Raw genomic sequence first — 22,851 nt, 5'->3', positions numbered from 1 at the left:
TGCAAAGTAGGCCACCCTCCCTCCTCGCGCCCCCACTTTTCGCAGATTTAACACAGTGCGACCGTGACCTTGTATGCAAAAGTCCGAGGGGCGATGATGTGCGTATGGCAATTGCAACGGGCACCGTCGCGCATGTGGTGGAGGTGGGTCCGCGTGACGGACTCCAGAACGAACGCAAGGCGCTGTCGGTGGACACACGCGTCGAGTTCATCCGTCGCGCCGTCTCCGCAGGGTTGAAGCGGATCGAGACGGTCAGCTTCGTCAACCCCGCGCGCGTCCCGCAGATGGCGGGGGCCGAAGAGGTGATGGCCGCGCTCCCCCGGCTCGACGACGTGAACTACATCGGACTGGTGCTCAACGAACGAGGGCTCGATCGCGCGCTGGCCGCAGGCGTCGACGAGGTCAACGTCGTGGTCGTGTGCTCGGACGAGTTCAGCCTCCGCAACCAGGGCTGCGACGTCGCCGAGGGGCTCGCCCGGTGGGAGCGGATCGCCGAGAGGTCCCGCGCCGCAGGTGTGTTCACCACCGCGACCCTCGCCGTGTCGTTCGGCTGCCCGTTCAGCGGCGAGGTACCCGCCGCACGCGTCATCGAGATCATGGACCGGGTCGCTCAATCGGGCCCGGACGAGATCGCGATCGCCGACACCATCGGCGTGGGGGTGCCCGCGCAGGTGCGTGAGCTCGGTGCGGGATTGACGCGTGTCGCGCCCGGGGTCGCCCACCGCTGGCACTTCCACAACACCCGCAACACCGGATACGCGAACGCCCTCACCGCACTCGACCTCGGGGACTGCGCTCTCGACTCCAGCATCGGCGGATTCGGTGGATGTCCATTCGCCCCCGCCGCGACGGGCAACATCGCCACCGAGGACCTGCGATACCAGCTCGAACGATCGGGCGTCGCAACGGGAATCGACGGAACCGCGGTCGTCGACGCCGCCACCTGGATCAGCGCCGAACTCGACTCACCGGTGACGGCCCTGCTCGGTCGCGCCGGCCCGTTCCCCGGCTGACCGGTGACGGCATCACCGGCGCCGGACGGGCCCTTGTCACTGGTGCTGGTCGCCGACACCCACATCCCCGCCCGCGCCAGAGCGCTCCCGCCCGAACTCCTCGAGGCGATCGACGCCGCAGACGTGGTGTTCCACGCCGGCGACTGGATCGACGAGGCCACTCTCGACCTGTTCGAGTCCCGGTCGAGGCGGCTCGTCGCATGCTGGGGCAACAACGACGGTCAAGCGTTGCGCGCCCGGATACCCGAGCGGGCCGACGTGACACTCGGCGGTCTCCGGTTCACCACCGTGCACGAGACCGGCGCCGCGACCGGGCGCGAGAAACGCATGGCCGCGGCCTACCCCGACACCGATGTCCTCGTGTTCGGACACAGCCACATCCCGTGGGACACCGTCGCCGACAACGGCCTCCGCCTGCTGAACCCCGGGTCGCCCACCGACCGACGACGGCAGCCCCACCGCACGTTCATGACCGCGAGCGTGGCCGACGGATCACTCCGCGATCTGCATCTGCACGAACTCTGAAAACGGCGCGGAACGACCCACCACCACCCTCGATGTGCGAGAGTCGACCACACCCGATCAGCGAAGAGGCACCATGGCCGCATCGTTCCCCGAATCCACGCCCGGGATCACCTATCTCACCGAGGGCGGTCCGGAAACCGAGATCTCCTACGAGCACGGGTTCGATATACCGCACTTCGTGATGTTCGGACTGCTCGACGACGACCGGGCGACGGCAGCACTCCGCGGGATGTACGAGCGTTACCTCGACGTCGCGGTACGCCACGGATTCGGGGTGTTGATGGCCGGGGTCGATTACCGCGCGAGCCCGGACTGGGCTGCGTTGCTGGGCTTCTCGCCACAACGGCTCGCCGATCTGCAGTTGCGAGCGATCGAGTTCCTCCGCGATGTCGCCGAACCCCGCAGGTCCGAGGTGCCGGCGCTGTACTACGCAGGGGTGGTCGGCCCGCGGCTCGACGCCTACGACCCCGAACGACAGATCACCGCCGACGAGTCGGAGACATATCACGCCGTACAGATCGCGACGCTGGGCCGCGCCGAGGTGGACCTGGTGCAGACGCTGACGCTGAGCTCGATCCCGGAAGCCGTCGGGGTGTGTCGCGCGGCGGCGCGTGCGGGACTGCCCGTCTCGGTGTCGTTCACCCTCGACAACACCACGCACCGGTTGTCGTCGGGACCGTCGCTGCGCGAGGCCGTGGAGACCGTCGACGCCGAGACCGGGCCCGACCGGCCGGTGTTCTACGGCGTGAACTGCTCACACCCGCTCGAGTTCATCCCCGCGATCGAACCCGGCGAGTGGTTCGGCCGCGTGCGGAGCCTCCGACCCAACGCGGCCCTGCTGGACAAGATCGAACTGAGTTCGCTGGGGCACCTCGAACGGGGCGACCCAGCCGAGCTCGGCAGGCTGATGGGCGAACTGGCGCAACAGCATCCGCACATCGACATCTGGGGCGGATGTTGCGGCACCTGGGACGCCCACCTCGCCGAGATCGCCACCAGGGTCGGACCGGCGCGCGAGGTGGGCGGCCCGGGACCTCACTCCTGAATCGCCACGCGCTTGGGGTTGGTCAGGCGCACCGAATACGTGTTGCCCGAACCCGCCAGCGCCGCGTTCACGATCGGTGTGAGTGCACCGCAGTCGGCGAAGGTGGGGATGGTGACCGGCCCCGACAACGTGGCGTCGGAGGTGGGTGAATCGGTCAGCAGCTTCGAGGCGTCGATCGTGCCGGTGAGCGACACCGTGACCGGTGCCGTGGTGCATGTGGCGGAGGTGGGCACCATGCCGAAGCCGGCGGAGCCGCTGCCCACCCCGGGCATGGTCATGCCGCTGACGCGGATCGCGAACGACTGGGTCGCGGAAAGCCTGTAGTCCGCTGAGCCCTCCGACACCGCGGTCGATGTCCCCGTGATTTTCGAGGGGTTGACCAGGGAGAACGTGTACTGCATACCGCCGACCGTCGCGGTGGCGGCAGGCGGCGTGAAAGTGCCGTCGAATTGCGCCACGTTCGTGGTGGCCGCCACAGTCGAGGTCGGGAAGTTGACCGGCTGGTGGCCCGGGCCCACGGTCAGCGTTGCCGCACCGTCGAAGGTGTAGGGCGCCGACGGGACGTCGGGCAGGTCGTAGGCTGCAGCGGAGCCCGCCGCCACCGTCATCAACGTTGCCGCGGCAGCGGTCGCTCCCGCCGCGACGAACCCTCGTGTCTTGGTCATGTCTGTCCCCTCGTTCGCGGCGCCCCGTTGCGCCGGCACTGCGACCGACGGTAGCGATCCCACCGGCTGTCGGCGGTGGATTCTGCGGAACCGGGCCTGCGGCTACCCTCGGAGGACATGAACGCCGTGACCCGCGCAGTCGACACCGTGCTCGACCTCACCGTCGTTCCGGGATACTCCCGCATCGGTTCGGCTGTGCGGCGGCGGTTCTGGGCGCCGGATCCGGTGCCGTTCACCACACCGGCAGACATCGTGGTGACCGGCGGATCGTCCGGGCTCGGCGCGGCCACCGCGTGCGGCCTGGCCCGGCTCGGCGCGCGAGTCCACCTCGTGGGGCGCAGCACCGAACGCCTCGAGGCGTCCGCCCGGACCATCCGCGCAGACGTCCCCGGCGCCGACGTCGTGGTCCGCGAGTGCGACATCAGCGACCTCGACGCCGCGCGCCGTCTCGCCGATGACCTGAGCACCGACCTCACGAACCTGCACGCGATCGTGCACTGTGCCGGGGTGATGCCGCCGCAGCGCACCGCATCGGCCCAGGGTCACGAGGCCGCGCTGGCGACACACGTTTTCGGACCCGTCGCCCTGACTGTCGGGGTGCGTCGGCTCATGGGAGCCCGCTCGCGGGTCGTGTTCGTCTCCAGCGGCGGGATGTATGCGGTTCCGTTGCGCTCGAACGACTTCGAGTACACCGAAGGTGAGTACTCGGGGCTCACGGCCTACGCGCGGACAAAGCGGATGCAGGTGGTGATCGCGGAACAGCTCGGCGAGAAGTTCGCAGCCGACGGCCCGGTGGTGCACAGCATGCATCCCGGATGGGCCGCCACCCCCGGCGTCACCGATTCGATCCCCGCCTTCGGGCGGGTGATGAAGCCGATCCTGCGCACCGCCGCCGACGGCGCCGACACCATCGTGTGGCTGGCCGCGGCCGAGGAGGCCGCCGACACCACCGGACGGTTCTGGCAGGACCGCGCACCGCGCCCCACGCACTACCCGCCGTGGCGGACCGATTCGGAGGCAACGCGAGAGGCGTTGTGGCGGTTCGTGGTCGACTCGACGGCGATCTCACTCTGAGCGGTTAGTTCAGGTAGTCGCTCGGACAGCGAGTCGCAACTATTTTGGCGAATCGCCAGAGGGATCTGCGGGTGAGTGATTGCATCGAACCATGGCTAATCATCGAATAGAACTTCGCTTTCCGCACGGACTCGAACTTGGAGGACGAGATCTGACTCTTGAAATCAAGTCCGACGGTGCGATCTTGGGCATGTTAGGCCTATCCCGCGGCACAGCAAGCTGGTGGCCCACCGGCAAGCAGAAGGGCGTGGACATAACTTGGGAGAAGTTCGCAGCCCTGATGAACCAGGAGTGGGACCGCTCGTTCGGCTAGGGCAGCGTTATGGCTTCAGCGATTTCATTCGCGAGTTAGTGCCACGGCATGGGTGAGGTCGAGGACGAACAACGCCGCCCCCTGCACGATGACGGCGGCACCGTGACCCCGCGCCTGCTCGGGGGTGATCCGGCCACCGAAGCTCGGGGTCCGTGCGAGGAGATGCGCACCCCCGGCGACGTAGCCGACGTCGAGTCCGGTGTTGACGAACAGCAACCTGCGTAGCTTCGGCGAATTCGGCGGCGTCGACTGCCGCGTCGAGATCGCAGCGATGGCCACATCGATCGCCCCCCACATCGCGTTCTGCAGACCGAACGCCCGAGCGCGCGCCGACGGGCCGGCCACAGCGAGCGCGCCGCCCGCCACCGTCGAGACGCCACCCCACACGGCGAGTCTGCGGGCGAGGCGGCGCGAGACCTCGGGAGCGCGATCGATGTCCATCACTCCATCATGCCTCTCGGCCGAGCGAGCTGACCCCGATCGACGCTCGCAGTTCGACGGGCCCGACCCCCCGCGCGAGCGCGATGAGCAGCACCGCGCATCCGACACCGGACAGCACGAACGCCGAACCGAACAGCGCGGTGTAGCCGAACAGATCACCCACGATCCCGGCCGCGAACCCGGCTGCGCCCTGCGAGAACACAACCGCGCACGCCAGGAGTGTGTAGTCGCTACCCGCGTATTCACGCTGACAGGCATCCATCATGAGCGCGAACACGACGACCGTGGCACCGCCGCCGAGGACGTGCTCGGCGACGCTCGCCGACACCAGCAGGGGCAGTCCACCGACGTCGAACGACGCGACGACGTAGAGCACCAGCGCGATGGTCTGCGCGATTCCTGCGACGGCGAGGGCATGCCTGCGGTCGTGCCGGAAGGCGTACCACCCGCCGAGTGCCGCGCCGAGCAGCGCCGACACCGACGACAACGCACCCTCGATGAGGGCGATCTGCGACAGCGTGAGGCCGGCGTCGGACAGGAACGGGCCCACCAGAGCCGATCCCATGGAGTTGCCGAATTTGTAGGCGGCGACGATCGCGATGAACGCGATCATCCCGGGACGGCGCAGGCGCGCGATCCACGCCACCGACATCGCCGCCGCCGACGGCCTGGGTGCGCCTGTTCCGATGTCGTCGGCGGTCTCGGTCTGTGCGCGCAGGAACCACACCGGGATCGTCGAGAGCATCAGCAGTGCGGCCATCGCGACGAACAGCACGCGCCACCCGCCGAGGGAGTACAGCCACAGCAGCGCTCCTCCCCCGACGATCATGCCGATGCGGTAGGCGCCGACCTGGATGGCGTTGCCGAGGCCGCGTTCTCGCGCCCCGAGCAACCGCACCGCGAGACCGTCGGTGACGATGTCCTGCGTGGCGGAGATGACGTTGACAACCGCGATGCCGATGAACAGCCACGTCAGCGTGGTGGACAGATCGAGGCAGGCGAGGATGAGAGCGACTGCGGCCGAGGCGGATTGGAGAATGAGGAGCCAACGCCGACGGGAGCCGTAGCGGTCGACGTAGGGCGCCCAGAGGAACTTCAGGGCCCACGGCGCGAAGAGGATCCCGGTCGCGCTGATGGCCGTGAGCGAGTAACCGGACCTGCGGAGCACCACCGGCAGCGCCTGGGTGAAGAACCCGAACGGCAGGCCCTGCGCGAAGTACAGGGAGGTCAGGAGCACCAGGGCGCCGGCGGTGAGCGATCGCGGCCCGGCGGGGATGACGGTCACTCCGGCCACCACCGGGCGGCCTCGACGTCGACGGTCCCGCGCCGCAACGGTGTCCCCTCGATGAGCCAGTGCTCCTGGGCATCGACCACGAGGTGCGCCGGCAGCGTCCCGTTCGCACGGACCACCCGCCACCATGTGACGGCCTCGCCGTCGCGGGCCATCACGCCGCCCACGCCGCGCGGACCGCCGCGCTGCAGGTGTTCAGCGATGGCGCCGTAGGTCATCACCCGCCCGGGTGGGATCCGGTCGACGACATCGAGCACCGCCATGGTGAAGTCGTCGAGGTCGGCGCTCACGGCGCGATGACCGCTCGGGCGATGAGGTCGGCGACGGCGTCGGGGGCGAGCGCAGTGGTGTCGACCACCTCCGCTTCATGGTGCAACCACGTCCGCGCAGCGTCCTCGTAGTCCGTCAGGTACCCGAGACGGAAAGCCGACGGCCCCAGGGTGGTGTCGTTCATGATCCTACTGCGCAGGGTTTCACGATCGGCGTGGAGCACGCAGTGCCGCAACGGAATCGAGTATGTGGCCAGTCCGTTGCTGATCTCGCGCCAGTACTCCTCGACGAGGACCGTCATCGGCATGACCAGGACACCGCCGGTGTAGTCGACCACGCGCCGAGCGGTCTCGACCACAAGCGGCCGCCACGGCGCCCAGTGTTGGAAGTTGTCTGTCTCGGGCAATCCCGGGGTGATGCTCATCAGTGTGGCACCGACCTTCTCGGCGTCGAGCACGCGCGACCCCGGCAACTTCTGCTGCACCAGCGCAGCTGTGGTGGTCTTGCCCACCCCGTGGGTGCCGTTGATCCATACGATCACGGCCCGAGACTAGCCTCCGATCCGGCCGCTGAGCACGGTCGCAGTGAGTGATCGATCACGTCGATGCCGAACCGACGCGCTCCTGGATCTCGCGGATCGCGTCGCCGAGGATTCCGCGCGTCAGGAGCCCGGGCCCCAGCGGGCCGGCGGACTCGATACCGACCGGCGGTAGCAGTCGCAGGATCGCGCGCTCACTCTCGGTGCACTGCGCCACCTGCCAGTCGATCTCGTCGGCGACCGCGTCGCCGGCGTGCGCCAGCGACACCGCTTTCACCGCGTACGCGGCGGCGCCGAGGGCGTGCGCACCCATGTGGGCGACCGCCGACGCCTGGGCCACCGATCGTGCGGCTGCGGACCCGGCCGGGGTCGTCGCGGACCCTGCCACCCGCACCGCGATCATCCGCTTCCCGATCTCGATGGCCGCACTGCTCTCCCCTGCGCTGTAGGCACGGGTTCGGGTGAGAGCGTCGTGGATCGCGTACACCGCGCCGGGCTCGGCATCGAAGAATGGGAGCACACGTTCCGCGCACGCTGCCGCCCACCGCGCGATCGCCCGCCGGTCGGCGTCGTCGAGGGTCTGCGTCGAGGTCACGTCGTCATGCGTAGCAGTTCGTCCCGCTCAGCGGGAAGAACTGCTACGGATCTGTGTCAGGGTGAGCCACATGGACGCCGAACGAATCCTGATTGGTGCACGTCGCGTGCGGCGGGCGTCGTGGTGGGTCTTCGTGGTCGTCGCCCTGGCCGCAGGCCGCGTGTCGTGGCTGAGCCTCGGCAACGAACGAACGGTCACCTACAACGGCTCGTACGTCCCGCTCGAGGGGGTCGAGATGTCGAAGGCGTACTCGACGTCGCTCGAGATCGACTACGCGTTGCGCGGAGGTGTCGAGTGGACGGGCGTCGTGACCGCCTGCGCGGCAGCACTTGTCGTCGTCGCAGCGATCGTGCAGGCCGTCGCGGCGCGCCGACGACCGCTGGTGGCCGCGCTGACGGTGGTCGCCTCGCCGGCCGCGATCGTGACGGTGGCCGCCGCCGTGAACGGTATCGGCGGGATCACGTTCCGCTTGTCACTGGCCGTGCTCATCATCCTGGCGGCAGTCGCAATACATGAAGGCGCGACAGCTGCGGCTCGGCCGGTGCGTGCGACTGGCTGAGGGCGTCGTCGTCGACAAGCCTCAGCTCACCGGGTCATCTCGCCGACGTGGGCACACACGAGCTCACCGACGTCGGCGATGGTGTGGTGCGCGGTGTCGATCACGAGATCAGGGTCACTCCACGGCTGGTACTCCGCCTCGCGATCGAGGACCTGCTGCCATGTCGGCTCCGCGACCACGGCGAGACCGCGCTGCCGACCCTCCAGGCGACGACGATGGACGTCGCGATCCGAGCAGGTCAAAACTACGAAAACACCTGCGGCGCCGTGTGCGTCGACAACTCGACGCCAGGTTCCCCTCGCTGCGTCGCTGTCGTTGACGGCGTCGACCACGACCCGACGCCCGGCGGCGAGGTTGATCCCGGCCATCGCCGCGACCGCGTCGTACGCGGCGACGCCCGTCGTCCATCCCGACGGTAATCCGGCCGAGAGGAGGGCATCCTCGAGCGGGTCGATCGACAGATGCGTGGCATCGAGCCGCGTCGCAACGGCACTCGCCACCGCGGTCTTGCCGACACCGGGTAGCCCGGAGATGACGATCAGCAGCCCTCGACGCGCTGTCACCGGGGGCTCACGTCCACTGACGACCCAGCCGATCGCGCCATCACGAAGCCCTGGGGGTGTGCCTCGGCCACGCGCGCCTCTCGCTCGACAACAATGACCGGGTTCACCCCGACCCGACGCAGTCGTTCGGCGACATCGTCGGTGCGATGCAGGTGTGCAGCCATCGTGACGTCGTGTCCGTAGGCGCCGGCGATGACTCGTGATCCGTCACCGGCCTGAAATCCGAGGAGCACCACGCCTCCGGGCCGCAGGACTCGTGCGAACTCGCAGAGAACCCGATCGAGCTCATCAGTCGGCGTGTGGATCACCGAGTACCAGGCGAGAATCCCGTCCCTGCTGCCATCGGGATGCGGTAGATCGGCCAGATCAGCGTGACGGAATCGTCGGGACGGATGCGCGCCTCGCGCATGGTCGACCATGCGCGACGACAGGTCCACGCCGTCGATCTCGAGCCGGTCGTCCACCGACTCCAGATAGGTGATCATGCGACCACCGCCGCATCCGGCGTCGAGAACGTTACGGCCCGGGAGCATCTCGACGAAAGAGTCGACCAGCCGCAGATCACCCGGCGCCTCGAACGAGGTGTCGACGAGCAACTCGACGTAGGAGTCCGCGACCGCGTCGTACGCCTCCCCGATGTCAGTCATGGCACCGGTAGCACCCCGTGTCGGTGGCCGACACGAAGTGCTACGGGATCGATCACCTCTGACGCTCAGGACGCGAACAGAGTGAGGTCGTTCTCGGAGAAGTAGTTCTGCGTGACGGCGCCGACGCGGACCAGGTAGCGACCACGTTCGTCGTCGATGTGGATGACGGTGCCGACATTCCCGGTCATCACACTGCCCGTGATCTGTACCGTGTCGCCGATCCTGAACGCTGCCATCCGGTCCTCCTGAGGTCAGACGTTGAAACGGAACTCGACGACGTCGCCGTCGTGCATGACGTAGTCCTTGCCCTCCATGCGGACCTTGCCCGCTGCCTTCGCGGCGGCCATGGTGCCGGCGGCGTCGAGGTCGTCGAACGACACGATCTCGGCCTTGATGAAGCCCTTCTCGAAGTCGGTGTGGATGACGCCGGCGGCCTTCGGCGCGGTGTCGCCCTTGTGGATCGTCCACGCACGCGACTCTTTCGGGCCGGCGGTCAGGTAGGTCTGCAACCCCAGGGTGTGGAAGCCGGCGCGAGCCAGCGAATGCAGGCCGGGCTCGGTCTGACCGATCGAATCGAGCAGCTCCTGGGCGTCGTCGGCGTCGAGTTCGAGCAGTTCGCTCTCGACCTTCGCGTCGAGGAACACGGCGTCGGCGGGTGCGACCGCTGCGCGCAGTTCTTCCTTCTTGGCGTCGTCGGTCAGTACCGACTCGTCGGCGTTGAAGACATAGAGGAACGGCTTGGTCGTCATCAGGTGCAGGTCACGCAGCGAGGCGAGATCGATCGAATCCTGCTGTGAGAACAGTGTCTTGCCGCTGTTCAGCAACTCCTGCGCCTTCTGCGCGGCGGACAACGAGTCGGCCAGGCTCTTGTCCTTGCGCGCATCCTTCTCCAGGCGCGGGATCGCCTTCTCGAGGGTTTGCATGTCGGCGAGGATCAGCTCGGTCTCGATCACCTCGATGTCGGCGAGCGGATCGACGCGGCCGTCGACGTGCACGACGTCATCGTCGGCGAACACGCGGACCACCTGACAGATGGCCTCGGCCTCGCGGATGTTCGCGAGGAACTGGTTGCCCATGCCCTCGCCCTCCGATGCGCCCTTCACGATGCCGGCGATGTCGACGAACGACACCGTCGCGGGCAGGATCTTCTCGCTCGAATGGATCTCGGCCAGGCGACCCAGGCGGGAATCGGGCAGTTCGACCATCCCGACGTTCGGTTCGATGGTGGCGAACGGGTAGTTCGCGGCCAGCACATCGTTGCGGGTCAGGGCATTGAACAGGGTTGACTTGCCGACGTTGGGCAGTCCGACGATTCCAAGGGTGAGGCTCACGAGGGTCCAGTCTAGGTTTCGTCGGTCTCCCGGCTCACACCCGTGGGACCGTCGGCAGGCTTTTCTGCCCGATCGATGTCGGTATCTGCCCGATCGATGCCGGTATCTGCCCGATCGACGCCGGTATCTGCCCGATCGACGCCGGTATCTGCCCGATCGACGGGGGTGGGGGCCACGCCGTCGACGATGGCGGTGTCGTCGGCGACGACCTTCACCTCGTCGGGGTCGGTCTCACCCGTCCGCAACGACACCTGCTCTCCGTAGTACCGGATGATCACCGCACCCGACGCGGCCACCGGCACCGCGAGGAACGCACCGATGACGCCGAACAGCGTGCTGCCCAACGTCACCGACAGCAGCACGATGACGGCGTGGAGGTTCATCGACTTCGACTGCAGCCACGGGGACAGCACATTGCCCTCGAGTTGCTGCACGGCGAGGATGATGGCCAGGACGATGAGCGCGGTCACTACGCCGTTGGAGACCAGCGCGATGAGCACCGCCAACCCGCCGGCGACGAACGCACCCACGATGGGCACGAAACCGGCGATGAAGGTGATGACCGCCAGCGCGTAGGCCAGCGGCACCCCGAGGATCACCAGACCGAGCCCGATGAAGAACGCGTCGACCAGGCTCACGAGCGCCTGCGTGCGGATGAAGCCGCCCAGGGTCTTCCACACTCGGGCGAGCATCTCCGCGAGGTGCGGCGCGGCCGGGTTGCCGACCGACCGACGCAGCCACGGCAGGAACCGCGGGCCGTCCTTGAGCAGGAAGAAGATGACGACGAGCATCGTGAACGCGGTGACCAGCGCCGAGGTGACCGCCCCCACCCCGGTGAACAGCCCCGACGCGATCTGCTCGCTGCTCGACTGCAGACGGTCGGTGAGTGCACTGACCGCGGTGTTCAGCTGATCGTCGCTGATTCTCAGCGGCGGGCCCTGCAACCAGTCCTGGACCTGCACCACACCCGCGGAGGCGCGGTCACCCAGCTCGGTCGTCTGCTCGACGATGGAGGGGGCGATCGCGGCGACCACACCGGCGATGACGAGCGCGGCCACGAGCAACACGAGCAGCACCGCCCCCGCGGGCGGGATGCCCTTGGAGCGCAACCACCGCACCGGCGGCCACAGGACGGTGCAGGCGATGACCGCGAGCACCACCGGCAGCAGGATCACCCACAGCTCGCCGATCGACCACCCGACCAGCCACAGCGCCGCGGCGACGGCGACGACCTGCACGCCGACGACCGCGGCGAAGCGGAGATGCCGCGCGTAGACCGATCCCCGAGTCGGACGAGCCCCTACCTCTGCGCCATTCGGCATGGGTCAATCGTCACATACCGCTCAGCCCGCCACCGATCGGATCTTGCCGATGAGGTCGGACTCGCAGACGGCGAGGAACGCATCGACATCGGGACCGGCGTTGAGCAACGTCAGGTGGTCGAAACCGGCGTCAGCGAACTGTTTCGCCGATTCGACGTGCGCATCGAGGTCGGGTCCACACGACATCGCGTCGGCGATGTCGGAGTGACGCACCAGCGAGGTGGCCGCCTCGAAATTGATCGGGTTGGGCAACTCCGCCTGCACTTTCCACCCGGTGAGACCGAAACGGAACTTCTCGTGCGCCGAGGCGACCGCGGTGTCGACGTCGTCGGCATACGCCATCGGGACCTCGGTGAAGCGAGCTCCTGAACCACCGGCATCGCGGTAGGCGGAGACGAGCTCGGCGTCGGGTTCGGTCGTGAACAACCCGTCGCCGGAACGCCCCGCGATCTCGGCTGCCTTCGCACCGCCGGCCGCGACGACGATGTCGGGCAGGGTGTCGGGGAGGTCGAACACCCGCGCGTCGTCGAGTGTGTAGTGCTTGCCCTGGTGGGACTGGTAGCCACCCGACCACAGCAGTCGGATCACGTCGATGGCCTCGCGCAGCATCTCGTGCCGGATGTGCGCCGAGGGCCACGGCGCCCCGGTGATGTGCTCGTTCAGGCGCTCGCCCGATCCGAGGCCCAGGGTGAACCGCCCGTCGGACAGGATCGCCGTGGTCGCCGCGGCCTGGGCGACGATCGCCGGGTGGTATCGGATCATCGGGCACGTCACGCCCGTCGCGAGACGTAACGTGTCGGTCTGTACGGCGATCGCCGCGAGCATCGACCAGGCGAACCCGGAATGCTTGTGGCTGTACAACCACGGGTGGAAGTGGTCGCTGATCTCGACGAAGTCGAACCCCGCGCGTTCGGCGGCCACGGCCTGACGGACGATCTCCTTCGGATCGAACGTCTCGGCCATGAGTTTGAACCCGATCCGGGTGGGCATCGGTGTCAGCCCGCCGCGACGACCGCGGTGAGGCGATCACAGAACGCCGGGAGGTCATCGGGGTTACGGCTGGTGATCAGCGTGTTGGGGCCTGCGGTGCACTCGACGACCTCCTGATCGACCCACGTCGCGCCGGAGTTGCGGATGTCGGTCTGCAGGCTGGGCCACGAGGTCAGCGTGCGACCGGCCAGTACGCCGGCGTCGATCAACGTCCACGGTGCGTGGCAGATCGCGGCGACGGGCTTGCCGAGATCGAAGAACTTCGAGGTGAAGCCGACCGCCGACTCCACGGTGCGCAGGTAGTCGGGGTTGGCGACACCACCCGGCAGCACCAGGGCATCGAAATCGTCGGCGCTGACGTCGCCGACGGTTGCGTCGACGTCGAAGGTGTCGGCCTTGTCGAGGTGGTTGAACCCCTGCACGGTTCCGGGGTCGGTCGACACCAACTTCGGGGTTCCGCCGGCCTGCTTCACCGCCTCCCAGGGCTGGGTCAGCTCCACCTGCTCGATGCCCTCGGGGGCCACCAGGAACGCGATCGTCTTACCGGTCAGGTCATTCGACATGTGTCGTCTCCTCTAATGCGAACGGAGCAGATCGATGAGATCGCTCTTGTTCTTGTCCGAATAGTTGTGCAGGCCCAGCTCTTTGGCTCGGTCACGCAGTTGCGCCACGGTCCACTCGTCGTAGGCCGGTGATGTGCCGCCGGAATGCCCGACGGCCGAACGTCCCCGCTTCGCTGCGGCATTAGAGATCCGCGCGGCTTTCTCCTTCGAATTGCCCTCGTCGCGCAATTCCTCGTACAGGTCAGGATCTTTCAACGACGGGTTGTCCTTCTCGGACTTCTTGTCGGCCATCACAGGCCACCTCCACGACGGGTGCGGATCGACTTCAGACATCGCTGCGCGCCCGGGGCGAGCCGGTCCGCGGACAGTTCTCAGCGCGGGTTCTCGGCTGCACGGCCGACGCTACACGACCGGCCCCCACGCCCGGGGCGGGTTCTCGGCCGCCGGAGGGGCGGACCTGCGCGTGTACCTTCGAGGAGGTGATCGCGCACAGGACACAGCCGACCGCCCCTTCCCGCCGAGGCCTGCCCGTGGCCGTCGCGGCCCTCTCCGCCGCCCTGCTCCTCGCCTCGTGCTCCGACGCCGATACCTCGCCGTCGTCGCAGGCGTCGGGCGGCACGCCCGCAGCCGGGTCGTCGACACCCGTGGTCGACGGCCAGGTGCGTGTCACCGAGTTGATGACCGGGCTCGATCATCCCTGGGATGTCGCGATCGATCGTGCCGGAAACGTCGTCACCGGTGAACGCGGCGGCCGTATCATCGTGCGGCACAACGACGGTCGTGTCGCCGAGGTCACCGCCGACACCTCCGACGTCCGGGCGCGCGGCGAGGGCGGGTTGATGGCGTTGACACTCGCCACCGACTTCGACACCACCCGCACCGTCTACACCTGCGCCGCGAGCAACGCTGGCGACGTCCGCGTGGTCCGCTGGAACGCCGCGGCCGACTGGTCGTCGATGCGGCAGACCGGCACCGTCCTCACCGGGATCCCGCTCGGTGCGTCCGGACGACACAGTGGTTGCCGGATCCTGCCCGCACCCGACGGCACCCTGTACGTCTCCACCGGCGACACCGCGAATCCCACGGCCCCGCAGGATCTCCGGAATCTCGGCGGCAAGGTGCTGCACATCACCGCCGACGGCCGGCCGGCGTCGGGCACCTTCCCCGGCTCGCCCGTGCACAGCCTCGGACACCGCAACCCGCAGGGCCTGGCGTTCGCGCCGGGCACCGATCGGCTCTACACCACCGAACACGGCCCGACCATCGATGACGAGCTGAATCTCGAACGGCCGCAGGCGAACTACGGGTGGGATCCGAACACCGGCAGCGGCTCCTACGACGAGAACGTCCCCATGACCGACGAGACCCGCCACCCGGGATCGGTTCCGGCGGTGTGGTCTTCGGGGGACCCCACGCTGGCGGTCGCCGATCTCGAGTTCCTCGGGCCGTCGTGGCGGCAGTACAACGGCATGATCGCGGTCGCCGCACTGAAGGCACAGCGACTGGTGCTGCTCCGTCTCGATGCCGCCGGGACCTCGACCACCGAACGTGTCGATCTCCTGCAGGGTTCGCAGGGGCGGCTGCGGTCGATCACCACCGCGCCCGACGGCTCACTCCTGATCACCACCGACAACGGTGACGACCAGGACAAGGTGTTGCGCGTCAGCCTCAGCTGAGGCTCAGCGACGACGCAGTCGGCGCACCCGCGCCAGCATCGAGGTGACGGCCTCGAACTCGGTCGCCTCGGTCGATCCGATCGGTGCCGAGCCGCTGATCGCGGAATCCGTTGCTGACGACGTCTCGGAGGCCGTCTGCCGCGACAAGTCCTCGACGTGTTCTGCGGCGAGGGCGTCGCGCACCTGCTGCTCGCCGTAGAGACCCATCATGATCTCCAGGCCCCATCCGGGAAACTCCGCGAGAGGCCGCTCGTCCCTCTTCTTCCGTGTTACGCGCATGTTACGAGGATGGCATGCACGACCGGCAGGCGTCTGCGATTTCGTCGCCGATGATCCGAATGCCCGCCCCCGTCGGTGCTCATCGGGCCGTCGGTATAGTGACGCGCGCCACACAATGGCCCGCGTCGATGCCGTTGGCACCGGTCGCGACATCGGAGAGGACCCACGGTGACAACCACCCGAGAACGCCCGCACCACCCCGACATCGAACTCGTCTCCAACGACCCGGCGCTCCCACCGGTCGCCATCGTCGACCGCTCCCCGATGACGGTCGGTAAACGGATCCTCTTCGCGATCATCGGCCTCATCGGCGCGGTGTCGTGGGCGGTGATCGCCATCGTGCGCGGCGAGAGCGTCAACGCCGTCTGGTTCGTGCTCGCCGCGGTGTGCACCTACGTCATCGCGTACCGCTTCTACGCCCGGCTGATCGAGACCAAGGTCATCAAGCCGCGCGACGATCACGCGACACCGGCGGAGATCCTCGACAACGCCAAGGACTACATGCCGACCGATCGGCGGGTCCTGTTCGGTCATCACTTCGCGGCCATCGCGGGGGCCGGCCCACTGGTGGGGCCCGTGCTCGCCGCACAGATGGGGTACCTGCCGGGCACGATCTGGATCGTCGTCGGCGTGGTGTTCGCGGGCGCCGTGCAGGACTACCTGGTGTTGTCGATCTCGACGCGACGTCGCGGCCGCAGCCTCGGTCAGATGGCCCGCGACGAGTTGGGCAACGTCGGCGGCATCGCCGCGATCGTCGCGGTCTTCGTCATCATGATCATCCTGATCGCCGTCCTCGGGCTCGTCGTCGTCAACGCGTTGGCCGAGAGTCCCTGGGGCGTCTTCTCGCTCGCGATGACGCTGCCGATCGCGGTGTTCATGGGTGTGTACCTGCGGTACCTGCGACCGGGCCGGATCTCCGAGGTCTCCGCCATCGGGTTCGTGCTGCTGATGCTGGCCATCGTCTCCGGCGGCTGGGTCGCCGAGACCAGTTGGGGCGAGGACTGGTTCACGCTGTCGCCGGTGTTCCTGAGCTGGGCCATCATCATCTACGGCTTTGCCGCCGCCGTGCTGCCGGTGTGGCTCGTGTTGGCACCCCGCGACTACCTCTCCACGTTCATGAAGGTCGGGACCATCGCCCTGCTCGCGGTGGGCATCCTCATCGCGCGACCGGTGATGAACGCACCCGCGGTCAGCGAGTTCGCCTCCAGCGGGCAGGGTCCCGCGTTCGCCGGATCCCTGTTCCCGTTCCTGTTCATCACCATCGCGTGCGGTGCACTGTCGGGTTTCCATGCGCTCATCGCCTCGGGCACCACCCCGAAGCTGTTGGAGAAGGAGAGCCAGGCCCGCATCATCGGGTACGGCGGCATGCTCGTCGAGTCGTTCGTGGCCATCATGGCGCTGATCACCGCGTGCATCCTCGACCAGCATCTCTACTTCGCGATGAACGCGCCCAAGGGCGTGACCGGTGGAACCGCCGAGACCGCAGCGCAATACACGAACACCAAGCTCGGACTGTCCGGGCCGCCGACCTCGGCCGAACAGTTGCAGGCGTTCGCCGACGGCGTGGAGGAGCCGTCGCTGATCTCCCGCACCGGTGGCGCACCGACGCTGGCGATGGGCATGTCGGAGACGCTGCAGCAGGCGTTCGGCGGGGCGTCGCTCAAGGCCTTCTGGTACCACTTCGCGATCATGTTCGAGGCCCTGTTCATCCTCACCACTGTCGACGCCGGCACGCGCGTCGCCCGGTTCATGCTCTCCGACGGGCTGTCGAACGTGAAGGGCGGCAAGCGGTTCGCCGACCCGTCCTGGCGGGTCGGTGCGTGGGTGTGTACGTTCATCGTCGTCGCAGGCTGGGGCTCGATCCTGTTGATGGGTGTCACCGATCCACTCGGCGGCATCAACACCCTGTTCCCGCTGTTCGGCATCGCCAACCAGCTGCTCGCCGCCGTCGCCCTGACCGTGGTGCTCGTGGTCGTCGTCAAGAAAGGCCTGTTCAAGTGGGCCTGGATCCCCGGCCTCCCCCTGGTCTGGGACCTCGCGGTCACCATGACCGCCTCGTACCAGAAGATCTTCTCGTCCAACCCCGCCATCGGGTACTGGGCGAACCACGACGCCTTCCAGAACGCGAAAGACTCCGGCGCGACGACGTTCAAGACCGCGACGACACCGGAGCAGATCGATGCCGTCATCCGCAACACCTTCATCCAGGGCACCCTGTCGATCGTGTTCGCGCTGCTGGTCATCATCGTCGCGCTCGCCGGACTGTGGGTGTGCATCAAGGCGTTCCGCGCCGGCGGCCTGCCGACCACCGAGGACGAGCCGGTCCCCTCGAAGCTGTTCGCGCCCAGCGGGATGATCGCGACACCCACCGAGAAGGCGATCGAGAAAGAGTGGGCCGAACACCGTGCGTCGGCCGTCGACCACTCCACGGAGTCCCTGCGGTGACGGCGGACCCGGAGAGGCAGGCGCGAGACGGGCAATCGGGTAACGGGCAGGCGGCCTTCGCGGCGGCGGTGCGCAGGGTGTGGTCGTATGTCGGTGCGGTGATGGGCGATCACGACTACCGCCGCTACGTCGCCCATCACGCGGCCCGGCATCCAGGAACGCCCGCGCTCTCCGAACGCGCCTACTGGCGCATGCGGCATGACGAGCAGGAGGCGAATCCACAGGGGCGGTGCTGCTGAACCGCACCCACTGGACCCGGTCGTGATGGCCGTGTCCGAAACCCGCCAGTGAGCGCCTGCGCGGGCTGACACAGTGGAGTCATGACACCCGCGGTGGCCACGTCGCCCGACCTTGACTTCGACCGCTGCTATCGCGCGGTGTCCGCGCGCGACAGCCGGTTCGACGGTCAGTTCTTCGTCGCCGTCCGGACCACCGGCATCTACTGTCGTCCGTCGTGTCCGGCCGTCACCCCGCGCGCCGAGAACGTCGACTTCGTGGTGACCGCGGCCGCGGCCCAGCAGGGCGGTTTCCGCGCCTGCCGGCGATGTCTGCCCGACGCGGTACCGGGCTCGCCCCGCTGGAACCTCTCCGGCGACCTCGCCTCACGGGCCATGCGCCTCATCGGCGACGGACTCGTCGATCGTGACGGCGTCGACGGGTTGTCGGCAGCTCTCGGGTATTCGCCGCGACACCTCAACCGGGTGCTCACCGAGGAACTCGGGGCCGGACCGCTCGCCCTGGCCCGCGCACACCGGGCGACGAACGCGCGGATCCTCATCGAGTGCACCTCGATGCCCATGGCCGACATCGCCTTCGCGTCGGGATTCGCGAGCGTGCGGCAGTTCAACGACACCGTGCGCGAGGTCTTCGCGAGCACACCCGGCGAGATGCGACGTCGCCGCTCGGGCACCGCCGCCCGCGACAGCGTTCCCGACACCGACCGCCCGGCACTACGCGTGCGGCTGAGACTGCCGGTCCGGGCACCGTTCTCCCCGGAATGGCTGACCTGGTTCCTCGCGGGCCACGTGATCGAGGGCCTCGAACATTTCGACGGCACCACCTACCACCGGTCATTGGCGCTGCCCGCCGGGGCCGCGACCGCCTCGTTGACCATGCACCCCGACCACGTGAGCGCTGACATCAGCGGCGTCGGCGTTCGCGACCTCGGTACGGCCGTCCACCGGTTGCGGCGACTGCTCGACCTCGACGCCGACATCGTCGCGGTCGACGATGCGCTTGGCGGCGACCCCGAACTCGCCCCTCTGGTGGCGCGCCGGCCCGGCATCCGGGTACCCGGCGCGGTCGACGGGTTCGAGACGCTGATCCGCACCATGCTCGGCCAACAGATCAGTCTGGCCGCCGCACGCACCCACGGTCGACGACTCGTCGCCGCCCTCGGCGAGCCTCTGGGCCCGGACGTGGGGAATGCCCCGGTGACGCACCTGTTCCCCACCCCTGCCGCCATCGCCGAGAACGGCCACACGGTGCTGACCGGACCGAAGCGGCGCGTCGCGTCGATCCTCGCCGCGGCCCGCACCGTGGCCGAGGGCGGGATCGTTCTGCACACCGGCGTCGCGGCCGACGAGATGCGCGAACACCTGATGGCCCTGCCCGGTATCGGGCGGTGGACCGCCGACTATGTGGCGATGCGCGTCCTCGGCGATCCCGACGTCCTGCTCGACACCGACCTCATCCTGCGCCGCCGGGCCGACCACCTCGGTCTCGATCTCACCGACACGCGGCGATGGTCGCCGTGGCGGTCGTACGTGTCGATGCACCTGTGGCACGACGCTCTACGGGAGACGGAACCGTTGCTGCACGGCGAACGTCCGAGTACGACATCCACGACACACGAGGAGACATCATGACCATCGCCCACTGGTCCACCACCACCCTGGACACCGGCGCGTTCACCACCATCGTCCGCGCGGGCACCGTCCTCGCCTCGGGCTGGACCGAGGATCCGGAGTACCTGCGCGCACTGATCAACGCCGAGCTCCGTCCCCACGAACTCGTCCGCGTCGACGATCTCGGCGAGGTGACCACCGCACTGCTCCGATACGACGAGGGCGATCTCGCAGCGATCGACGAGATCCCGGTCCGACAGCAGTCGGGACCGTTCGTGACCCACGCCTGGGACGTGCTGCGCAAGGTCACCCCCGGCCGCCAGGTCACCTACGCCGAGCTCGCCGAGCGGGCGGGCAAGGGTGAGGCCCACCGCGCGGCCGCCGCCACGTGTGCGCGCAACGCCGCGGCCCTGTTCGTGCCGTGTCATCGCGTCCAACGCCGCGACGGCACCCTCGGCGGTTTCCGCTACGGGCTCGAGCGCAAGGCGGCGCTCATCGCCCACGAGGCGAGGTACGCGAAGGCCGACGCGGCCTGAGTCGGTCGGCCCTGTCGGACCCCTTGTGCACCATGTGACACATGAGTGTCAGCACAGTCGTCGCCGCGGTCATCGGCATCGCCATCGGGTTCGCCGCCGGGTGGTGGGTGTACGCCGCGCGGTCGGCGGCGATCCGCGAGAGCCACGCACTCCTGACACAGGCACTGGCCGCCGCGAGCGAGGACGCCGCCCGTCGGCAATCCGGGGCGATCGGCACGCAGGTCGCGTCGATAGTCGAACCACTGCACGACACCCTCGGCCGACTCGCCGACGAGCTCGCCCGTACCGAACGCTCTCGCATCAGCTCGTTCGCCGGACTGAGTGAACAGGTCAGCGGCATGCGATCCGCGTCGGCCCAGCTGGGGTCGTACACACAGCGGCTGGCCAATGCGCTGCACACCCCGCAGCTGCGCGGACGCTGGGGCGAGATGCACCTGCAGAAGGTGGTGGAGGCGTCCGGCATGACGCGGTACTGCGACTTCTCACCTCAGTTCACCACCGAGTCGGGACTGCGCCCCGACCTCGTGGTGCACCTGCCGTCGGACCGCGACATCGTCGTCGATGCGAAAGTCCCCCTACAGGCCTATCTCGACGCGGTCGCCACCGACGACGTGAGTCGCGAGCGGCGGCTGCTCACCGATCACGCGGGCGCACTGCGCGCCCACGTCACCGCCCTGGCGGGCAAACAGTACTGGCGGGCGGTGGCCCGCACGCCGGAGATGGTGGTGCTGTTCGTACCGGGTGATCCCATCCTGGAGGCCGCCTGTCGGATGGATCCGGATCTCGTCGAATACGCCTTCGGCCGCAACGTGGTGATCGCGACACCGTCGAGCCTCATCGCGCTCCTCAAGACCGTCGCGCTCACCTGGCGCGACGACGCCATGGCCCGCGACGCCGAGCAGATCCACGCGCTCGGCCGCGAGCTGTACCACCGGTTGGGGACCCTGACCGGCCACCTCGACCGCCTGGGCGGTTCGATCGGGAAAGCGGTGGAATCGTTCAACGCGACCGTCGGGGCGATGGAGTCGCGGGTGCTGGTCACCGCGCGCAAACTGGGCGAACTCGACGCGTTCTACGGCGCGGCCGACGACGCACCGCACACCACCCCGGCCGTCGACGCGACCATCCGGGCGGTGCGCAACAGCGACGCAGGCTGACCGCGCACCGCACCCGGTGATCCGTTGCGGCGAGGCGCGCGGGGTCGCCGGAGCCGTGATCGACGATCCACCCGGTACCGTCTACCTGTGTTCTCTGCCCAACAGACGCGTTCGGGGATCCCCACCGAACAGCAATCGGTACTGCCGACGGTCCGCGGCGTGCCCTGGTGGGGTGCGGTCCTCATCGCACTGGTGCCGACCGTCGCGGGCGCGGTCATCGACGCGTCGAACACCGAGGGACTCTCCACCACCTACCGCATCCTGTACTTCATCGGCTGCGTGGCCGCCGTCCTCGCCGTGCGCCGGCGATCGCTGTTCACCGCGATCTCCCAACCCCCGCTCATCGCCTTCGGCGTCGCGCTGGTCACCCTCTACCTGCTCAAGGCCGACTCTGGCTCGGGCATGCGGCAACTCATCCTCAACGTGATGCTGCCCATCGCGAAGACCTTCCCACTGATGGCCTGGACCTTCATCGCGGTCGCCGTCCTCGGGGTGGGCCGCGCGGTGCTCACCCGACGCCGCCCGGACTCCACCCCCAAGCGATCGGCCCGTCACCACGCGGCGAAGTCGGCCACCCGCACCGGTACACGAGCCGCGGCCACCGCGAAGGGCCGGCGGTCGGAGACCGATCCCGCAACCCGCACGACCCGTCGCTCCACCGCCCGCAGCGGCGTCCCCGGCACCGCCGAGCCGGAACGCACGCGCTCACGTCGCGTCGCCGACGAACCCACCCGGGTCACCAACCGCACACCGGCCGCCGATCGCCCGTCCGCATCCGAACGCTCCCCCTCGGGCCGGGGTCGTTCGACACCTGCACCCGTACCGGTCGGCCGGCGCCCAGACATCGCCCCGACACCGGCGTCGCGATGGGACGCACCCGCGCCGCGCCGATCCGCAGCCGACGACGCCACCCGCCGACGTGACGACGAAGCAGCCCGCCGACGTGACGAGGATGCGGCCCGCCGCCGTGACGACGAGGCGGCCCGCCGCCGGCCGCCGCCGCGGGGCGAACGCGATCTGCTCGTCCCCCGCAACGAACGCGAGGTCCCGCCGCGCGGTGACGGCACCGGTCGCCGTCGACCGCCGCCGAGTCGCGACGACGCCCCGCGCCCCGGCGATCTGCCACCGATCCCCCGTGCTCGTTACCGCGGGGTCAACCCCTGATC

At 68.6% G+C, this 22,851-nt stretch carries 28 protein-coding genes; 13 read left to right on the top strand and 15 right to left on the bottom strand.

All coding sequences use genetic code 11. From position 1 onward, the window contains the following. The first annotated feature begins 104 nt into the window (after nt 1-104). From ACLBW1_RS14800 to ACLBW1_RS14790, 3 genes are all read left to right on the top strand, one after another. Nucleotides 105-1,013 (top strand): hydroxymethylglutaryl-CoA lyase, encoded by a 909-nt coding sequence (locus ACLBW1_RS14800; RefSeq protein ID WP_447812573.1) that lies wholly within the window; start codon nt 105-107, stop codon nt 1,011-1,013. 33 nt (nt 1,014-1,046) lie between these two features. Beyond that, nucleotides 1,047-1,538, top strand: coding sequence for a metallophosphoesterase family protein (locus ACLBW1_RS14795; protein WP_447812572.1), 492 nt, complete (start codon nt 1,047-1,049; stop codon nt 1,536-1,538). 73 nt (nt 1,539-1,611) lie between these two features. Next, nucleotides 1,612-2,583, top strand: coding sequence for a homocysteine S-methyltransferase family protein (locus tag ACLBW1_RS14790; protein ID WP_447812571.1), 972 nt, complete (start codon nt 1,612-1,614; stop codon nt 2,581-2,583). Here the strand turns inward: ACLBW1_RS14790 and ACLBW1_RS14785 are convergent. Continuing rightward, a complete protein-coding gene (locus ACLBW1_RS14785) occupies nt 2,574-3,248 on the bottom strand; it encodes a hypothetical protein (protein WP_447812570.1) in 675 nt (224 codons plus the stop codon). The genes ACLBW1_RS14790 and ACLBW1_RS14785 overlap by 10 nt on opposite strands. 117 nt (nt 3,249-3,365) lie before the next feature. On the opposite strand from ACLBW1_RS14785, the gene ACLBW1_RS14780 reads away from it, so the two are divergent. Both ACLBW1_RS14780 and ACLBW1_RS14775 read left to right on the top strand, forming a co-directional pair. Next, a complete protein-coding gene (locus ACLBW1_RS14780) occupies nt 3,366-4,322 on the top strand; it encodes an SDR family NAD(P)-dependent oxidoreductase (protein ID WP_447812569.1) in 957 nt (318 codons plus the stop codon). Nucleotides 4,323-4,512: 190 nt separating this feature from the next. Continuing rightward, nucleotides 4,513-4,635 carry a hypothetical protein gene (locus ACLBW1_RS14775; RefSeq protein ID WP_447812568.1) on the top strand — a complete coding sequence of 41 codons (123 nt, stop codon included), beginning with the start codon at nt 4,513-4,515 and terminating at the stop codon, nt 4,633-4,635. Between the two features lie 24 nt (nt 4,636-4,659). On the opposite strand, the gene ACLBW1_RS14770 is transcribed toward ACLBW1_RS14775, so the two are convergent. The 5 genes from ACLBW1_RS14770 to ACLBW1_RS14750 are packed head-to-tail and all read right to left on the bottom strand — an operon-like array spanning nt 4,660 to nt 7,770. Further along, nucleotides 4,660-5,076, bottom strand: a complete 417-nt coding sequence (locus ACLBW1_RS14770; RefSeq protein ID WP_447812567.1) for a DUF6992 family protein — start codon at nt 5,074-5,076, stop codon at nt 4,660-4,662. Between the two features lie 7 nt (nt 5,077-5,083). Continuing rightward, nucleotides 5,084-6,361, bottom strand: a complete 1,278-nt coding sequence (locus tag ACLBW1_RS14765; protein WP_447812566.1) for an MFS transporter — start codon at nt 6,359-6,361, stop codon at nt 5,084-5,086. Further along, nucleotides 6,358-6,657 carry an MGMT family protein gene (locus ACLBW1_RS14760; protein WP_447812565.1) on the bottom strand — a complete coding sequence of 100 codons (300 nt, stop codon included), beginning with the start codon at nt 6,655-6,657 and terminating at the stop codon, nt 6,358-6,360. The genes ACLBW1_RS14765 and ACLBW1_RS14760 overlap by 4 nt, the downstream gene beginning before the upstream one ends. Next, entirely contained in the window at nt 6,654-7,178 is a 525-nt protein-coding gene (locus tag ACLBW1_RS14755; RefSeq protein ID WP_447812564.1) for an AAA family ATPase, read from the bottom strand. Before ACLBW1_RS14755 ends, ACLBW1_RS14760 begins: the two co-directional genes overlap by 4 nt. A 55-nt stretch (nt 7,179-7,233) precedes the next feature. Then, the gene (locus ACLBW1_RS14750; RefSeq protein WP_447812563.1) at nt 7,234-7,770 is read right to left on the bottom strand and encodes a putative immunity protein; all 537 of its coding nucleotides are present in this window, start codon (nt 7,768-7,770) and stop codon (nt 7,234-7,236) included. Between the two features lie 70 nt (nt 7,771-7,840). Between ACLBW1_RS14750 and ACLBW1_RS14745 the strand changes: the two genes are divergently transcribed. Then, entirely contained in the window at nt 7,841-8,329 is a 489-nt protein-coding gene (locus ACLBW1_RS14745) for a hypothetical protein (RefSeq protein WP_447812562.1), read from the top strand. Between the two features lie 26 nt (nt 8,330-8,355). Here ACLBW1_RS14745 and ACLBW1_RS14740 read toward each other — a convergent pair whose 3' ends face one another. The 8 genes from ACLBW1_RS14740 to ACLBW1_RS14705 all read right to left on the bottom strand — a co-directional run bounded on the left by ACLBW1_RS14740 (nt 8,356) and on the right by ACLBW1_RS14705 (nt 14,036). Next, nucleotides 8,356-8,892, bottom strand: a complete 537-nt coding sequence (locus tag ACLBW1_RS14740) for an AAA family ATPase (RefSeq protein ID WP_447812561.1) — start codon at nt 8,890-8,892, stop codon at nt 8,356-8,358. Further along, nucleotides 8,889-9,539: a class I SAM-dependent DNA methyltransferase gene (locus tag ACLBW1_RS14735; protein WP_447812560.1), complete on the bottom strand. Its 651-nt coding sequence runs from the start codon at nt 9,537-9,539 to the stop codon at nt 8,889-8,891. Before ACLBW1_RS14735 ends, ACLBW1_RS14740 begins: the two co-directional genes overlap by 4 nt. A 65-nt stretch (nt 9,540-9,604) precedes the next feature. Next, a complete protein-coding gene (locus ACLBW1_RS14730) occupies nt 9,605-9,775 on the bottom strand; it encodes a hypothetical protein (RefSeq protein ID WP_447812559.1) in 171 nt (56 codons plus the stop codon). Between the two features lie 15 nt (nt 9,776-9,790). After that, nucleotides 9,791-10,870 (bottom strand): redox-regulated ATPase YchF, encoded by a 1,080-nt coding sequence (gene ychF, locus ACLBW1_RS14725; RefSeq protein ID WP_447812558.1) that lies wholly within the window; start codon nt 10,868-10,870, stop codon nt 9,791-9,793. Nucleotides 10,871-10,881: 11 nt separating this feature from the next. Beyond that, a complete protein-coding gene (locus tag ACLBW1_RS14720) occupies nt 10,882-12,192 on the bottom strand; it encodes an AI-2E family transporter (protein ID WP_447812557.1) in 1,311 nt (436 codons plus the stop codon). A gap of 21 nt (nt 12,193-12,213) precedes the next feature. Continuing rightward, nucleotides 12,214-13,182 (bottom strand): TIGR03557 family F420-dependent LLM class oxidoreductase, encoded by a 969-nt coding sequence (locus ACLBW1_RS14715; protein WP_447812556.1) that lies wholly within the window; start codon nt 13,180-13,182, stop codon nt 12,214-12,216. Nucleotides 13,183-13,187: 5 nt separating this feature from the next. Further along, nucleotides 13,188-13,745, bottom strand: a complete 558-nt coding sequence (locus ACLBW1_RS14710; protein ID WP_447812555.1) for a type 1 glutamine amidotransferase domain-containing protein — start codon at nt 13,743-13,745, stop codon at nt 13,188-13,190. Nucleotides 13,746-13,757: 12 nt separating this feature from the next. Further along, the gene (locus ACLBW1_RS14705; RefSeq protein ID WP_447812554.1) at nt 13,758-14,036 is read right to left on the bottom strand and encodes a DUF7218 family protein; all 279 of its coding nucleotides are present in this window, start codon (nt 14,034-14,036) and stop codon (nt 13,758-13,760) included. Nucleotides 14,037-14,275: 239 nt separating this feature from the next. Between ACLBW1_RS14705 and ACLBW1_RS14700 the strand changes: the two genes are divergently transcribed. After that, nucleotides 14,276-15,421: a PQQ-dependent sugar dehydrogenase gene (locus ACLBW1_RS14700; protein ID WP_447812553.1), complete on the top strand. Its 1,146-nt coding sequence runs from the start codon at nt 14,276-14,278 to the stop codon at nt 15,419-15,421. A 3-nt stretch (nt 15,422-15,424) separates the two neighbouring features. On the opposite strand, the gene ACLBW1_RS14695 is transcribed toward ACLBW1_RS14700, so the two are convergent. Beyond that, nucleotides 15,425-15,700, bottom strand: a complete 276-nt coding sequence (locus ACLBW1_RS14695; protein ID WP_447812552.1) for a hypothetical protein — start codon at nt 15,698-15,700, stop codon at nt 15,425-15,427. Nucleotides 15,701-15,868: 168 nt separating this feature from the next. Here ACLBW1_RS14695 and ACLBW1_RS14690 point away from each other — a divergent pair, with 168 nt between their 5' ends. From ACLBW1_RS14690 to ACLBW1_RS14665, 6 genes are all read left to right on the top strand, one after another. After that, on the top strand, nt 15,869-18,145 hold the full coding sequence (locus ACLBW1_RS14690) for a carbon starvation CstA family protein (RefSeq protein ID WP_447812551.1): 2,277 nt from the start codon (nt 15,869-15,871) through the stop codon (nt 18,143-18,145). After that, nucleotides 18,142-18,384, top strand: coding sequence for a YbdD/YjiX family protein (locus ACLBW1_RS14685; protein ID WP_447812550.1), 243 nt, complete (start codon nt 18,142-18,144; stop codon nt 18,382-18,384). Before ACLBW1_RS14690 ends, ACLBW1_RS14685 begins: the two co-directional genes overlap by 4 nt. Nucleotides 18,385-18,465: 81 nt before the next feature. Further along, complete coding sequence (locus tag ACLBW1_RS14680; RefSeq protein WP_447812549.1) at nt 18,466-20,013, top strand: AlkA N-terminal domain-containing protein; 1,548 nt, start codon at nt 18,466-18,468, stop codon at nt 20,011-20,013. A 2-nt stretch (nt 20,014-20,015) separates the two neighbouring features. Then, entirely contained in the window at nt 20,016-20,528 is a 513-nt protein-coding gene (locus ACLBW1_RS14675) for a methylated-DNA--[protein]-cysteine S-methyltransferase (RefSeq protein ID WP_447812975.1), read from the top strand. 41 nt (nt 20,529-20,569) lie between these two features. Next, the gene (locus tag ACLBW1_RS14670) at nt 20,570-21,685 is read left to right on the top strand and encodes a DNA recombination protein RmuC (protein WP_447812548.1); all 1,116 of its coding nucleotides are present in this window, start codon (nt 20,570-20,572) and stop codon (nt 21,683-21,685) included. 87 nt (nt 21,686-21,772) lie between these two features. Next, on the top strand, nt 21,773-22,849 hold the full coding sequence (locus tag ACLBW1_RS14665; protein ID WP_447812547.1) for a DUF6542 domain-containing protein: 1,077 nt from the start codon (nt 21,773-21,775) through the stop codon (nt 22,847-22,849). The last annotated feature ends 2 nt before the right edge of the window (nt 22,850-22,851 follow it).

The organism is Williamsia sp. M5A3_1d, assembly GCF_053345315.1.
This window is presented reverse-complemented; position numbering and strand designations above follow the sequence as displayed.

Coding starts and splice junctions, on each gene's coding strand:
- ACLBW1_RS14720 (WP_447812557.1), bottom strand. CDS start 12,192: ATGCCGAATGGCGCAGAGGTAGGGGCTCGTCCGACTCGGGGATCGGTC.
- ACLBW1_RS14695 (WP_447812552.1), bottom strand. CDS start 15,700: ATGCGCGTAACACGGAAGAAGAGGGACGAGCGGCCTCTCGCGGAGTTT.
- ACLBW1_RS14800 (WP_447812573.1), top strand. CDS start 105: ATGGCAATTGCAACGGGCACCGTCGCGCATGTGGTGGAGGTGGGTCCG.
- ACLBW1_RS14775 (WP_447812568.1), top strand. CDS start 4,513: ATGTTAGGCCTATCCCGCGGCACAGCAAGCTGGTGGCCCACCGGCAAG.
- ACLBW1_RS14710 (WP_447812555.1), bottom strand. CDS start 13,745: ATGTCGAATGACCTGACCGGTAAGACGATCGCGTTCCTGGTGGCCCCC.
- ACLBW1_RS14730 (WP_447812559.1), bottom strand. CDS start 9,775: ATGGCAGCGTTCAGGATCGGCGACACGGTACAGATCACGGGCAGTGTG.
- ACLBW1_RS14735 (WP_447812560.1), bottom strand. CDS start 9,539: ATGACTGACATCGGGGAGGCGTACGACGCGGTCGCGGACTCCTACGTC.
- ACLBW1_RS14670 (WP_447812548.1), top strand. CDS start 20,570: ATGAGTGTCAGCACAGTCGTCGCCGCGGTCATCGGCATCGCCATCGGG.
- ACLBW1_RS14715 (WP_447812556.1), bottom strand. CDS start 13,182: ATGCCCACCCGGATCGGGTTCAAACTCATGGCCGAGACGTTCGATCCG.
- ACLBW1_RS14705 (WP_447812554.1), bottom strand. CDS start 14,036: ATGGCCGACAAGAAGTCCGAGAAGGACAACCCGTCGTTGAAAGATCCT.
- ACLBW1_RS14770 (WP_447812567.1), bottom strand. CDS start 5,076: ATGGACATCGATCGCGCTCCCGAGGTCTCGCGCCGCCTCGCCCGCAGA.
- ACLBW1_RS14780 (WP_447812569.1), top strand. CDS start 3,366: ATGAACGCCGTGACCCGCGCAGTCGACACCGTGCTCGACCTCACCGTC.
- ACLBW1_RS14680 (WP_447812549.1), top strand. CDS start 18,466: ATGACACCCGCGGTGGCCACGTCGCCCGACCTTGACTTCGACCGCTGC.
- ACLBW1_RS14745 (WP_447812562.1), top strand. CDS start 7,841: ATGGACGCCGAACGAATCCTGATTGGTGCACGTCGCGTGCGGCGGGCG.
- ACLBW1_RS14790 (WP_447812571.1), top strand. CDS start 1,612: ATGGCCGCATCGTTCCCCGAATCCACGCCCGGGATCACCTATCTCACC.
- ACLBW1_RS14785 (WP_447812570.1), bottom strand. CDS start 3,248: ATGACCAAGACACGAGGGTTCGTCGCGGCGGGAGCGACCGCTGCCGCG.